General features: G+C 43.1%; 10 protein-coding genes. All 10 read right to left on the reverse strand.

Going from position 1 to position 14498, the window contains the following annotated elements; translation table 11 throughout:
- Positions 1-153: 153 nt before the first annotated feature.
- Positions 154-1050: a carbohydrate ABC transporter permease gene (locus AC27IJ_RS18585; RefSeq protein WP_312444382.1), complete on the reverse strand. Its 897-nt coding sequence runs from the start codon at positions 1048-1050 to the stop codon at positions 154-156.
- A gap of 103 nt (positions 1051-1153) precedes the next feature.
- Positions 1154-2551, reverse strand: a complete 1398-nt coding sequence (locus tag AC27IJ_RS18590) for an ABC transporter substrate-binding protein (protein WP_487150144.1) — start codon at positions 2549-2551, stop codon at positions 1154-1156.
- A gap of 209 nt (positions 2552-2760) precedes the next feature.
- A complete protein-coding gene (locus AC27IJ_RS18595; RefSeq protein WP_312444386.1) occupies positions 2761-4398 on the reverse strand; it encodes a response regulator in 1638 nt (545 codons plus the stop codon).
- A complete protein-coding gene (locus AC27IJ_RS18600) occupies positions 4373-6196 on the reverse strand; it encodes a cache domain-containing sensor histidine kinase (protein WP_313260028.1) in 1824 nt (607 codons plus the stop codon). The genes AC27IJ_RS18595 and AC27IJ_RS18600 overlap by 26 nt, the downstream gene beginning before the upstream one ends.
- A 254-nt stretch (positions 6197-6450) precedes the next feature.
- Positions 6451-7497, reverse strand: coding sequence for a substrate-binding domain-containing protein (locus AC27IJ_RS18605; protein WP_312444390.1), 1047 nt, complete (start codon positions 7495-7497; stop codon positions 6451-6453).
- Positions 7498-7627: 130 nt separating this feature from the next.
- Positions 7628-8917 (reverse strand): ABC transporter substrate-binding protein, encoded by a 1290-nt coding sequence (locus AC27IJ_RS18610; RefSeq protein WP_487150147.1) that lies wholly within the window; start codon positions 8915-8917, stop codon positions 7628-7630.
- 44 nt (positions 8918-8961) lie between these two features.
- Positions 8962-9816 (reverse strand): carbohydrate ABC transporter permease, encoded by an 855-nt coding sequence (locus AC27IJ_RS18615; protein ID WP_313151936.1) that lies wholly within the window; start codon positions 9814-9816, stop codon positions 8962-8964.
- Position 9817: 1 nt separating this feature from the next.
- A complete protein-coding gene (locus AC27IJ_RS18620) occupies positions 9818-10741 on the reverse strand; it encodes a carbohydrate ABC transporter permease (RefSeq protein WP_312444398.1) in 924 nt (307 codons plus the stop codon).
- 11 nt (positions 10742-10752) lie between these two features.
- The gene (locus tag AC27IJ_RS18625; protein ID WP_487150150.1) at positions 10753-13038 is read right to left on the reverse strand and encodes a glycoside hydrolase family 31 protein; all 2286 of its coding nucleotides are present in this window, start codon (positions 13036-13038) and stop codon (positions 10753-10755) included.
- A gap of 579 nt (positions 13039-13617) precedes the next feature.
- Complete coding sequence (locus tag AC27IJ_RS18630) at positions 13618-14373, reverse strand: copper homeostasis protein CutC (RefSeq protein ID WP_312444400.1); 756 nt, start codon at positions 14371-14373, stop codon at positions 13618-13620.
- Positions 14374-14498 lie beyond the last annotated feature (125 nt).

Genomic DNA, 14498 nt, shown 5'->3' on the forward strand with positions numbered 1-14498 from the left:
TTATAGCCCATGCCCTTTGGGCATACAGGTATACCCGCAGGGTGTTTCCTCTTTATAGCCCATGCCCTTTGGGCATACAGGTATACCCGCAGGGTGTTTCCTCTTTATAGCCCATGCCCCTTGGGCATATTGGTATACCCGCAGGGTGTTTCCTTAATAGCTGACCCATTTTTTCTGCCCCGCCCATTGGAACATGGTTATGCCAAAGAGAATCAAAAACAATATCCACGACATAGCAGAGGCATATCCCATCTTGTAGAAGGTAAAGGCGGATGTGTAAATATAGTAAACCAGCACATTGGTGGCCGTTCCGGGGCCTCCCCTTGTCATGATCTGTATGGGCGCAAACACCTGAAACGAGGTGATAAACGTAGTAATGATCAGGAAAAAGGTAGTGGGTGACAAAAACGGGATCGTGAGCTTAAAGAACTTTTGAACCTCGCCTGCTCCGTCAATGTCCGCAGCCTCATAAACGTCCTGAGGAAGCCCCTGAAGTGCCGACGTATAGATCATATTGGCATATCCCACACCCGACCATACGGTCATGAGCATCAGCGCCGGCAGGGCCCATGTTGTATCTCCAAGCCACTGGGGAGGATTTTCCACTCCAAACAGCTTTACCATCTGGGTAAAGGGTCCCCAGGGGGAATACATCATCACCCACACAATGGCAACCGCTACGATATTGGATATGTAGGGCATAAAAAGCGCCAGCCTCATGGGAAGTCTGGCAACGCAGTATTTATCAATGATGACCGCCAGCACCAGCGCCAGGAAAACTGTCACCGGCACCACCCCCACCGCAAAAATGATGGTGTTGATCAGGGAACTGGTAAACCATTCATCCTGCCACATATCAACAAAATTTTTAAGGCCGATGAAGTTCCAATTGCCGATCCCTTTGGTATAATCCCAGTCCGTAAAGCTGATGATCAGGGAAAAGATCATGGGAAATAAGGTAAAAAGGCATACACCGATGATATTTGGCAGGATAAAAGCATAACCTGTCAAATCCGTTTTAAACTGTCTGCTAAGCCTGATTTTCTTCATGTTCAGCGGTTCCCTCCTTTCTTCTCAGTACACCCAAAGGGTGTTTCTTTTTATTATCCGGGGCTGCCCCAAATAACGGCAGCCCCGGAAATTATTTCTCTGATTATTTCTGCAAAAGCTCATCAGCTCTGGCTTTGGCCTTTTTCATTCCATCCTCCGGCGTCTGCTTTCCGATAAAGATTCCTTCCAGCTCTTCCACTGCGATTTTCCTTACCTCTGCAATATGGTTGGTAATGGAAGGAACTGCGTAATTGTCTGCCGGTGCTATGAGTATCTTCTGGGTGGTGTCCGCATCCAGATAATCCTCGGCTCCCATGACAAATGCCTCCGTCACCTCCAGGGCATTATAGGTATTGGAAGCCGGCACACGGCCTCCTTCTACAACTGGGAGCATTCCCTCGGTGGCGTACCATTTTGCAAATTCCCATGCGGCGTCGATGTTCTGGGACTTTGGATTAATGCACAGATGATCTCCATAGCCTCCCTGGGTGTAATTTCTCTGTCCGCTATCCGCCACCGGATAAGGAGCGAAAGCCGTCTTAAAGTCATGAGGATAGCTGGCCTGGTCCTTTACGCTTCTTACAATCCATGGGCCTACCGTCATGGCGGATTTTCCCGTCAGGAACATGCTTTCCTGGGACAGCTTCTGTGTCACGGAATCCGTATGGGTAGGAGATGTTTTATCTACATTCATCATGTTATTGATCAGCTCTACGGATTTAAGCACCACCGGATTATCAAAGTTGGTTTCCTTGTCATTTTTATACATGGGGTCTCCGCCGTTGGTCTGGGCCACCAGGTAGGTGAAAAGATAGGTCAGATCCTGCTGGGAATTCCAGAACATGCCATAAACCTTATCCTGCCCTTCTCCGTGAGTAAGCTTCTTTGATATCTCCCGGAATTCATCAAACGTCCATTCCGTGGGGATAGGGATTCCGGCTGCTTCAAACATGTCTTCATTTAATACGATTCCATACTGATCCAGCTTCGTTGGAATGGAATAAGGCTTTCCGTTTATGTAATACGCCTCCGCCAGGGTTCCAAAATATTTAGTCAGTTCAAAATCATCCCGTGCGATCAGCTCCGAAAGATCCAGTGCCATATTTCCTTCCGCACGCTTAGTCAGGACGTCGGTGCTGTAGGTCATATAAAGATCCACTCCATCACCTGAGAGAAGATTTGTTTCCAGCTTTAAATTTCCCGTATCATCATTTACAAACCGTTCGTACTCTACCTGTATCCCTTTGTCCTTGTAGAGCTGGTTAAAATTATCACAAACCGCCTGAGGACCTGCTTCCGCAGGAACGCCTCCCCACATCCGCAATACCACAGGTTCTCCATTTCCTGCTTTTGGCGCTTCTGTTTTTGACTCTTCTGCTTTTGCCGTCTCCGCAGACGTAGTTACCTGTTCCGGCTTCTGGCCGCTCTGGCAGCCGGCCATCACTGACATTGCCATCAGAGAAGCCATGCCAAGTGCCCCTAACTTTTTCCACTTTCTCATTGTACCTTCCTCCAATAATTTTGATTGCAGTACAGCCTTATCCGCCAAATGATGAATGGCATGGCCAAACTGTAACAACTGTTTATACTATAGCAAAAACAGCAGGCAAGTGATATACCTCTGCCTGCTGTCTTTCTTTCAATTTTTTCGATTTCCGGCTCCCGTGGTTTCTTTTTTTGCCAATGCTTTAAAATCCTGCTTATTTTCTTTCATATCCTGCTATTTTCCTCTGTTTTCTTTAACAGTGTCTGGCGGTATTCCAATGGGGATTGTCCCATGCTCTTTTTAAACTGGGTGCTGAAATAGTTAGGATTAAAGATCCCGACCTCATCTGCAATCTCATTTACCTTCAAATCGCTGCTTTCCAGTAAGTATCTGGCATGCTCCATTCTCACCCGGTAAACGTATTCCACAAAGCTGATCCCTTCCTCTTTTTTAAATACGTGTGAAAAATAACTGCCGCTCATGTTCACCAGGGCCGCGATATCTGCAACCTGCATCTCTTCCTTCATATGGCTTCGGACAAAACTCTTTGCTTCGGCAACCTCTTTCCTCAATATCCGGCCGCGGTTTGATTCATACTCCTTTTTATACTGTTCCACCAGCTCCAATACGGATTGCCTGATTTTTTCAAGATATGTATAATCATTGATAGAAGCCTCCATGTTAATTCCGTTTTTATCAAGGAACATGTCGATGTCGGCCCGGCTGCGGGCAAAGGAGGCTGCCAGGGTTCCATAAGCCTTTCTCAGCAGATAGCGGATTTCCTCCGGCTCCCACTTTTTCTTTTCTTTCAGAAATTCAAAAAATTCCTCCAGAAACTTCCTGATCCCGTAAAAATCATGTTCCGCCGCCAGACGCTCTAAGACAGAGCTGTGAAAACCGGGTGGTAAAGCTGCAGGTTCCCTGACGGTCCTCTCGTATGAATGAAGCATTCCAGATTCCAAAAAAAAGCGCATTTTCAGCGTATCCCGGTTCTGGGCTATGGCATCCTTTAACTCTTCGATCCCCGTATATTCCCTGCTCAATGCTCCGCTTACCTCCAGGCCGTAATACTGCCTGGCGCAACTGGAAAAGATGCCGAATTCCTTTTCCATCGCCGTAAAAAAGGCTTTATGATCCTGATCTTCTTCCCGGTTTACCGCCACTGCAAAATCATATTCCCCATATTGGAACACCTCTGCCCTGTGATGACGGTTAAACAGCTCACTAAGGATATTATCCATGGTAAATATCAGAAGTTCCAAATCCATGAAATCCCCTTTTTTTCTTACCACCTTAAAATCGTCGATGGTAATGGAGAGGATATAGAAAGGCCGGTCAAAGCTTATGGCAAGGGGCAGCTTTATCAGCTCTTCCAAATATTTTTTCAAAAAGGTTTCCGAGTTTAAAATCCTTTTAAACAGTCCCCTTTTTATAACTTCCAGATTCCTATCCGCCAATGTGGGAGCTTCCTGGACTGTATCTGTCCCTTTCCCGGAGGCAGTGGCTTCATCCATGATCTTCAACAGCTCATCCGGTTTCACCGTCAATTTAAAAACATAATCAAACGCCCCTATTTTCATGGCACTTCTTACGTTGTCAAAATCATTGTAGCTGCTCAAGACAATAAACTGGATGTGAGGATATTTTTCCCTGCACTCTGAGATCAGCTCAAAGCCATCCACCGGGCTCATCTTCAAGTCCGTTAGAACGATATCCGGCTGGTACTGCCTGATCTTTTGAAGCGCATCTTCCCCATCTGATGCGTCACATACGATCTGATATCCATAGTTTTCCCATTTGATCAATGATTGGATTCCCAGGCGCACCAAAACCTCATCATCCACAATCATTACCCTTTTCATCCCCTGATTTCTCCTCTCTTATCACCGGAAGTTTGAACAATACCACGGTTCCCCTGGTTTTAAGGCTTTCTATGGACAGTCCATATTCATTGCCAAAGGTGATCCCGATATATGCATCTACATTTTTGATCCCGATGCCTGTCAGTTTGCTCTCCTTTACCCGGTCCTTTCTGGAAGCCTCAAACTGCCTGATGACATTGGGGGAAATGCCCACGCCGTCATCCTCCACATATATGTTTAAGGTGCCCTCTTCCGTAAAACCATAAATCCGGATCAGGATTTCCTCCCTGTCCTTGTCATATCCATGGATAATGGCGTTTTCCACAATGGGCTGAAGAATGAATTTCGCTGTTTTCAAATTCAAGATCTCTTCCTCAAGATCGATTTCCAGCCTGCAATGGTTTCCATAACGGCAATTCTGGATATATAAGTAATTCCTGATGTTCTCCACCTCTTCCGCCAACGTTACCAGGCAGTTCTCCCTGCTCATGCTGTATTTTAATATATGGGCCAGAGCGTCGATGCCGTCTACGATATTATCCGCTCCCCTTATGATCGCCATCCAGCGGATGGTTGACAGGGTATTGAACAGGAAATGAGGATTTAACTGAGCCCTCAGGGATTCATACCGGTATTTTTCCTTTACCTCGTGCTCATTTTTAAGTTCCTCAAACAAATGGCTGATGTTAATGGACATTTGCCTGAAAGAGCGGTTTAACTGGCCGATCTCATCGGACCGCCCCATATCGATATCCTTTAAATCCATGTCCAGCGTGTAATTTTCCATCTGGCCGCTGAGTTTGACTATGGGTTTTACCAGCATCCGGATGGAAAGATACAGGATCAGGACCAGCGCGCATATGACGATCAGGATGATCAGGTTCATCCTGCGCCCGATCATTTCCACCTGGTTGGTCACTTCCTGATAATTGGTAAAATGAAAGACTTTCATCTGCTCATCGTTAAATACCCACGGCTTTGGTATGGTATAATAGCTTATGAGAAAATTTCCTCCTGCGGTCTGATACCGCAGGCTTCCGCTTTTTTTCTTCTCCGTCTCCCGGTATAGATGCCTTAAATCTTCCTCATGAATGAGCCCCTGGGTGTCATTTTGCAAAAGTACGGTTCCTTCTCCTACACAGACATAAGCCATGTCGCCGGCATAGGCGTATTCCATCAAAAGATCGCTGAATTTTTTCTGGTCAATGCTGATGATAAGCGTACCTATGACATTTCCCGTCGTATAATCATTGAGAAGGGATTTTGCCAGGGAAATATAGGTCTGGTCTTTCTTTTCGCCAATGATATAGGCCGGATTAAACATGGCCCATACGATATGCCCATTGTTCTCCTTGCTCTTCTTTACCCAATCCTGGTCCATGAGAAACTGATAATCCTGGTAATTCATGCTCCAGTTGGAGTAAAATCTACTGTAACCGTCAAACAGGATGATCTTCATATCCTGAACGAAATCAAACCCACTGGCAATGCTGAGCTTATGTATCATCTGGTCAAAGTACTTTGTATTGTCATATTCGGACGTATTGGGATCTGTAATGCGCTTTTGCAGCTCCTCGTCATATACAAAGACATTGGTCAAAGCAGCTATGTTCTGTAAATTATCGCAGATATTCCGTTCTCCTCTTGAGATGTTCTGAATAACCTTTTCACTCAGCTTTTCCTGGATAAAATGTTCCATACTGACTCGTACGTATATACAGACACCTGCCAGGGGCATGACCACACATAGCAGAAGCAGCAGAAACATCCGAACAGATAATTTAGTAGGCTTTTTCATCCCTTTTCCTCTTTCCGGTTTCATTTTATAAGCAGCTCCATATGTCCGGGGCAGTGTGTGTCTGGAATATGGTAATTTTTATTATAACAAATATTTCATTTCCTGCAAAGGTGGGCATTTTTTTTAATATGAGGACGTTTCGTAATCCCCTATCTGTTTTTTTGCTCATGCACTCTCTTTCCTTTCCGCGAGCGGGCATAATAAACGGGACGCATTTTTTAACTGCGCCCCGTCTTGCTTTTTCCGTTAACATGTTAATCCAGATTCTCTCTGATTTTTATAATTGTTTTTGTGATGTAATTCTCAGGAACATTATGCCTGTCATCTACAAAATAGTCAAACAGCATATGGACAGCCTTGTATCCTTGGGTCCACGGATCCTGGCAAAGAGTAAAATTAATAACTCCCTGATACATATACCGACGTACGGTCTCTACATCGTCAAAACTTATTACATGCAGACTGTCGTCCTTTTTTAAATCAATAATAGCTTTACAAACACCGGCAATCGCTGCTGAGGTCATATAAACGCAATTTATTTCGGGATGCTGTATTAGTATTTGTCTGGCGGCATCATAAGCTGATTCTTCATTCTCGTTAACCTGCATTTGTGCAACAATTTCATAATTCTGTCGATTGTTATTCATGGTATCTACAAAACCGGTTAATCTCTGGATATGGTTTGTCATTTGCCGTGTACCAGAAACAATTAAAAAATTGAGCTTTTCATGGTTTATGTTTGAAAATAATCCAGCTGCCGTACTGCCTGCTTCATAGTAATCACACCCAATATAAAATAAGCGTCTGGATCCACTCAAATCATTATTGACTGTAACAACAGCTACCCCCTTTTTCGTAAGTTCATCTATGCAATCACGTATTTGAGGCTCATCAACGGTTGAAAGGCACAGTGCTCCGAAATCTTCCTCCATTAGCTCCTGGACTGCTTTGATATGCTCCTCGGCATGATATGCTCTGACTGGTTTGCAAATGACTGAAACACCAAAATCCTCCAACTCCCTGGCTGCAGCCTGTGCTCCTTCTTCAACTGCATAAAAAAATTCATTTCCAATTTGAGGTACTACATATATAATCTTTAATGGCTGCTTACGGGCAGCCAGAATTCTCCCTGCCCGGTTTGGAGTAAATCCCATTTCTTTCGCTAATTGCCTGATTTGTTCAGCAACCTGGGGATGGACACCGGAACGGTTATGTAAAGCCCGGTCCACGGTTGCCCTCGAGACCCCTAACTTCTCGGCTAATTCTTTCATTGTGACAGCGATTTCAAACACTCCTTTCATTAAGATTTATTTCAAATTATTTATCATTAAATAGGAAAAAGTCAAGAGAGATATTTACAATTCATGCAAATATTATAAAAATCTCTCCTGCCTTTCATTTCCAGCCTTATTTATTATACCATATTAAACTCTAATTTAGTGTAGCATTAATCTCCGCTATTTTTTTAGCAGCGGCAGAACCAGCCTGTTCGGGCGTTTCCGCATCAATCAACACAGCCTGAATTGCGGTTTGTATATTTTCCGAAATTTCACTCCACTTAGGCGATGGCCCACGTGCAATTGCATAAGCCATTTGCTGAGCAAAAACCTGCATCCCTTCATTGTCCGGATACTGTTCCTCTGCTGTCACATCACTGCGGGGTGAAATGGTTCCAATGCTGGAATTAAATGCTATACTGATCTCCTTACTTGTTGCATATGTAAGGAAATCCCATGCTGCCTCTATATTGTCACAACTAGTGGTAATCCCTATGTTCTCACCACCCATACAGGAAGCATTCTTTCCATCGGTTGGCAGAGAAATAATCTGATATTTCAAATCAGGAGCATCGGTAGCCAGATTTGGTATTTGCCACGAACCATTTAACATCATTGCAGCATTGCCCGCTGCAAATTGTTTCTCAACATCTCCTTGTGCCCAGTTGATGACTTCATTACTGGCATAACCTGTATTTACCAGTGTTTTAATATTGGCAAGAGCTTGAACGCTTCCCTCGGAAGCCATATCATCTACAGAACCACCCGCAGAATATAGAAACGGAATAAACTGGAACGTACCTTCCTCACTTTTCGCAGCCGCAAAAGCAAAAGGATACACGCCCGGATTCGTATCTTTCAGTTTTTTACAAGTTTCCAGAAACCCGGTCCAGGTTGCTGGCATTGTGTCAATCCCTGCCGCTTCAATCATATCCGTATTAACCCATACAGCTAATGCATTATACCGAAACGGCAAAGTATAGAGCTTACCCTGATAGGTGCCGGTAGCCAATGGTCCTTCCTGAAATTGATTATGACTTGAGGTGTTAAACTGCTCTGTAAGATCTGTAAACAATCCCATTGCAGAATAAGCGGCTGAATCTGGATTGTCAATAACCGCCAAATCCGGAAGGTCTCCGGTCGTAATCCCGAGAGTGTACTTTTTCATTAATTCATCCCTGGGAATCAACTGCTCTTTTACTTGTGCTTTTCCACCACTTGCATTATAGTCGTCAATTAATTTGGTCAAAGCATTTTGTGTAGCCTCACTCGTATAGTAATGCCACAGGGTTAACGGAACTTTAACCGGTTCCTGACTGTTTGAAGAAGACGTTTTTTCCGGGGCAACTTGATCCGTTGGGGTTGTGGTCTGATTTTTTGCGCATGCCACAAGCAGTAATGCGGTGGATGCAAGCATAAGAATACTACTAAATTTTCTCTTCATTTGTTCCCTCCTGAATTTTATTTATGAATCTTTTAAACAGGGCATCAGCCTTTTACGGCTCCCCCGGTGATTCCACTTACAACATATTTCTGGGCAAAGATAAAAAGCAAGGCAGGTGGAATGACCAACATACAACCGTAAGCCATAATCCAATTCCACCGGATCCCAAATTCATTCATCAGGTTATAAATAGCGGCCGTCATTGGATACAGCTTGTTATCCGTATTAAAAGTCAATGAATAGATCAAATCATTCCAGCCATGGACAAAACCAAAACAAACACAAGTAACAATTCCAGGTTTTACAGTAGGTAGTACAATCTTTATGAAAGCTGAAAACCGGTTGCAGCCGTCAATTCGGGCTGCTTCCTCAAGTTCCTTTGGTGTCGTTAAGAACATCGGTCTTAGAATAAGAAGCACAAAAGGAATCGTTATGGTCATAATTCCAAGAGTTGGGGCTATATAGCTATTAAGCAAGCCAAGCCTTGAGAAATTCAAATACAAGGGTGTCAGAAGTAACGATGAGGGAAGCATTTGTGTTATCAGAAAAAGCATAATAATGACGCTGGACCCTGGGAGCTTAAATCGTGAAATGCCATATGCTGCAGGTATTGCAAGGGTACAGGATAAAATCATGGCACTGACAGCGATCACCACAGAGTTTATGGACGAAACCAAAATGGAATATTTTCCGGTAAGCTGCTGGATATATCCGCTAAAGTCAATCCTTTTTGCTATAAGTGTAATGGGCCTGCTGAAAATTTCCGCATCGCTTTTCAGAGAACTTACAACGATCCAATAGAGGGGAAACAAAAATACTACGGCGATGAGTAAAGACAGCATCGTCCACAAAGCCTTCTTTGTTTTTTCACTGTGAAAGAAATGTCTAATTATTTGCATGTTAAGCTGCCTCCTCCTTTTTCAATAATTTAAGATATACAAGTGCAATACAGAACAGGATAAGAAACAGGATATTGGCTACGGATGCACCCTCTCCGAATTTATACTGAGAAAAAGACAAACGGTAAGAATAAGTAGCTAAAACCTCTGTCGCATTTATCGGACCTCCACCAGTCATTACAAAAATCAAGTCAAATACTTTGAATGTATACACAAAACCAAGCACCAACACAGATAAGATAGCCGGCCCCAGCAGAGGGAGCGTAATGTACTTAAAACGTTTGAATGCATTTGCTCCATCAATGGAGGCACTTTCATATACCTCTTCTGAAATAGAGGAAAGCCCGGTAGTCAGTAATAACATGTTAAAGGGTACGCCAACCCACGAATTAGCCATAATGGGGCCCCAAATAGCTGTGGATGTCTTCAAAAGCCACGGTATTGGCTCTTTAATGACTCCCAACTGCACCAGAAAATAATTAATGACTCCCACATCAGGGCTAAGCATGTATTTAAATAATAATGCCGTAACCGTTATAGGCATCATCCAGCTGATAACCAAAGCCCCCCGAAGAGGTTTTGCAATAGCAAACTTTTTATTGAACAAAAGGGCAAATAACAACCCCAGTGTAAATTGAATGCTAATACTGATGATTGTGTAAATCGTGGTGTTCCTGATTGCGACATACATCGAAGGATTAGAAAATATAGCCTTATAATTTTCAAATCCGATAAAATTCTTAGTTTTTCCCTGGGCGAGGTTAAAGGCAGAAAGATCTGTAAAGCTGATGGCAATATTGTATAGTACAGGATACCCAATCATAAGTAACATATAAATAAGAGCCGGAGCAATGAATGCGTAACCCACCAGTCTTTCTTTCTGCCGTGCGTTCGGCCTGCCAAGCTTTTTGATGTTTTGATTCATGAAACCCTCCTTTAAATAGAATTACCCTCTACTACTACTATTTTATCGTCTTTTAATGCTTCCATTGTTGCCGGCACAGTTCGCCGTTTGGAGTAATCCACTATAGTACCTCGTACTTTGTCCTTCTGTAGTGTGTACCAGTAATATTGCAGCGTTGACCAATTTATCATATCGGTAGTCAGGGATACTTCAACCATTGGAATAACAGTTCCTTCCCTCACTAACGCTATCCCTTCCAAGTCCCCAGCCTGGATTTTCGACCAGCCGCTTTTATAAACACGCCGGGTAAACAGTTCAATCCATTCACCTTCCGGCAGGTAAACGTTCCGTTCCCGGATTTTAGTAAACAAAGGGGCGACTAAAATATCATCTCCAAACATATATTGGTCCTCAATGCAGTAACACCCCGGATCGTCCGGAAATTCCATGAACATAGCACGCATCATTGGATGTCCCAATTTACTGCATTTTATGGCCTGTCCGAAAATATAGGGCATCATGCGGTAACGGAACTGCATCTGACGCCGGAATAAATCCAGGAAACTGTCCGAAAAGGCCCAGGGTTCTTTAGGTGCGGCTCCATGACAACGCATATGAGAGGTGAAAATCCCCATAAACATCCATCTGCGATATAATTCTTCCGGCGTCTGACGGACAAACCCTCCAATATCATGGCTCCAGTAGGAAAAGCCGCTCATTCCCAAAGATAGCCCTCCACGTAAAACGGAAAGCATACCCATATCGGTATTCTCCGTATCACCGCCCCAATGAATGGGGTACCGCTGGCTGCCAGCCCACGCGCTGCGAGCCCAGATAACAGCTTCTCCTGTGGATTCTTTTGTTGCATCAAAAACCGCCTTATTATACCGTAATGGGTATAAATTATGTTCATAGAAGCCGGACTTGCCAGAATGATATGCACCGGAAACCGGAGCAGCTTCACCAAAATCAGCTTTTATGGCTGAAACTCCCTGCTGAAATAATGTTTTCAATTTTTCCTGATACCATTCAACTGTCTGCGGATTAGAAAAATCAAGAACAGCATCCTCTGCAGGCAATGCTCCATCTGCGTTAACTACGGCAAGTTTATTATTACACAATTCCTTAAACAACTGATTGGTAGGTGTAAAATAAGGCAACTGCCATAAGGAGATACGGTATCCATCCTGCCTTAAATCCTGTATCATTTTTTGAGGATCAGGAAATCGCTCATAGGAGAATTGATAATCACAATTCCATTCTTCTTCAAACCATCCGGTATCTAAGTGAATCACATCACATGGGATTTGATTTTCTTGTAACTTATTTATTACTTCACGTACCTCTTTCTCGGAACGGTAAGTAATCCGGCTCATCCACAAACCAAAGCTCCATAAGGGCGGCAAAGGACTTTTTCCTGTCAGAGTAGTGTAGCCTGTGAGCACTTCCTTGGGATCGCCAGTGATAAAAAACAAATCCAACGCATTTTCACCGGCAAAAATAGTCTGGGCCTCCTGATAATCGCTGCCGAAATCAAATACGCAGGGTGTGGAGGTATGTGTAAAAACACCATAACCTCTGGAACTCATATAAAATGGAATAGGCTTGTACATTTCCCGTGTTTCACTTCCGTGAGGATCCTTTGTAAATAAGGTTAAGCGCTGGCCAGTTTTGTCAAGTCTTGTAAAACTCTCTCCGCTCCCATAAAAGTGCTCATCCGGCATAAGGCTAAAACTAATGGCTGATTGCTTACTGCGTGTTGTGTACGATTGAACAAAAGAAAGAGGTATCATTTTATCATTGTGGAGGCAAGCACTGTCCGTAGTGTTCAGGGTCTTTGTAAGCAATTTTCCGTTTTTATCCTTCAGCGTAACACGAAAAGGGGAAAAACTGATATGGACGGACATTTCTGTGGTGGATAATACTGCACCGTTTTCATTCTGCATCACCTGAACCTGTGTATATTCGCTTATTGGCTCAAGTATAGGGGATTCCATCTCTTCTGGTACATTATCATCAAACACGATAAACATCCGAAAAATGTTAGCTGCATAAAAAAGAAATTGTATGCGAAAAGCCGGATTTTCCGGATAAACCGCCGGAAATGCCCATGAGGTTACTTTTTCAAATTGCGCCGAGCAGCCGACAAAAGAATATCTTCCTTTTCTCTCCATACGCAAAAAATTTAATGTACCACTTTGCCGTTCCGGGTCATAATCCGTAAGATCGCTTGCTAAAAAATAGGTGTTACCTAATGTATAAAATGCACTGCTTACATCAATCTCGTCACCCAGATACTCCATGTTCGTAATTTTCACTTCATTCCTCCATACATCTCGGGCACGTGCCCGAAATACTGTAAAAAAATATCGTTTAAAATATATCATTATTTAATAATCATAGGTACCCATCGGGCACGTGCCCGGAATGGAATAAAAAAAAGAAATAGAACGTTCTATAATTAAGTTATCATAATAGTGATTTTATGTCAATATATGCGATTTATTTACTTTATTTTTGTGTGATATATACAACAAAATTAAAATATATACTCCGAAAAAGCTGAAATATAGGTTTAGTATTGTTCAGATTAACTAACGCAAAGGGCATTATTGTTATAGCTATTACGTAATTGGCACGGTCAGACATATCTTTTCGTATTGATAAAGTCATCCTCACGGCATTTCCCTTCTCTTTCAAACCATTACATCCTCCTATGCTTAATCCGCTCTTTCCGCAATCCCAAAACACACAAGCCAAACCCCACTTTGGTTGTTCTTATATTTGTTTTGAATCATCCGGACGTGATTTACCATTGAGTCCGGGCGTTCGTATTAATTCAAAGGGCTGTGTACTAAATAATTAGCACACAGCCCCAGCCGGAATTCTATTACACTTTATTTATTTTGAACATTTTTCAAAACTTGTACAGCTTGTTTTACTTTTTCCTCTGATGTCTGCCAAAGGGCATATTCATCTCTTTCAGGAAGCCCCATGCTCATTTCTGCTTTTCGATATGTCATGATGCTGTCCACCACAACTTTTCCGGACATATGATAAGAGGCAATTCCGGTAAGCGGAATTAAATTTTCGATTACTTCAGCATTAATTCCTCCTGCTGCCAAGATTTCGATTCTTCCTGCACTTTTCTCATAAAGCTCTTTTAACAGCTCTCTGCCGTTCCATGCATTCCCACACTGTCCGCCAGTCAAAATAGTTTTCATTTCTAAAGAAACTGCTTGTTCCATCGTTTCCATTGGGTTCACGCAGGCATCAAATGCTCTGTGCAGTGCGGTGTCCATGTTTCCGGCAATTTTTATCAGTTCGAACATTCTTTCCTCATCCAGCCGCCCGTCCGGCCTTAAGATTCCGATTACCACACCGTCGGCTCCCAATTCATGATACATCTGTACTTCTTCTTTTAATTGTTCAAATTCATAAGCGTTATAGCAATAATCACCATATCTAGGACGTAGAAGGACACGGATTTTTACTCCCGTATATTTTTTTACCAGCTTAAACAGTGCCTTTCCAGGAGTCACTCCGCCGATTACCAGATTGCTGCAAAGCTCAATCCTGTCTGCTCCTGCGTTATCCGCATTTACCGCAGACTGTACACAATCTGCACATACTTCTAATACTGAATGTTTCATACTTACCTCATGCTCTCAGAATTTTTATTTTACCAGAAACTCGCCGGCCTCTTCAACCGCTGTTACGGTCTGATCCATAACTTCTTTCCTTAAATGATCATAATGGTAAATCAACGCAGATCACA

It is taken from the genome of Lacrimispora sp. YZC11 (assembly GCF_057543815.1).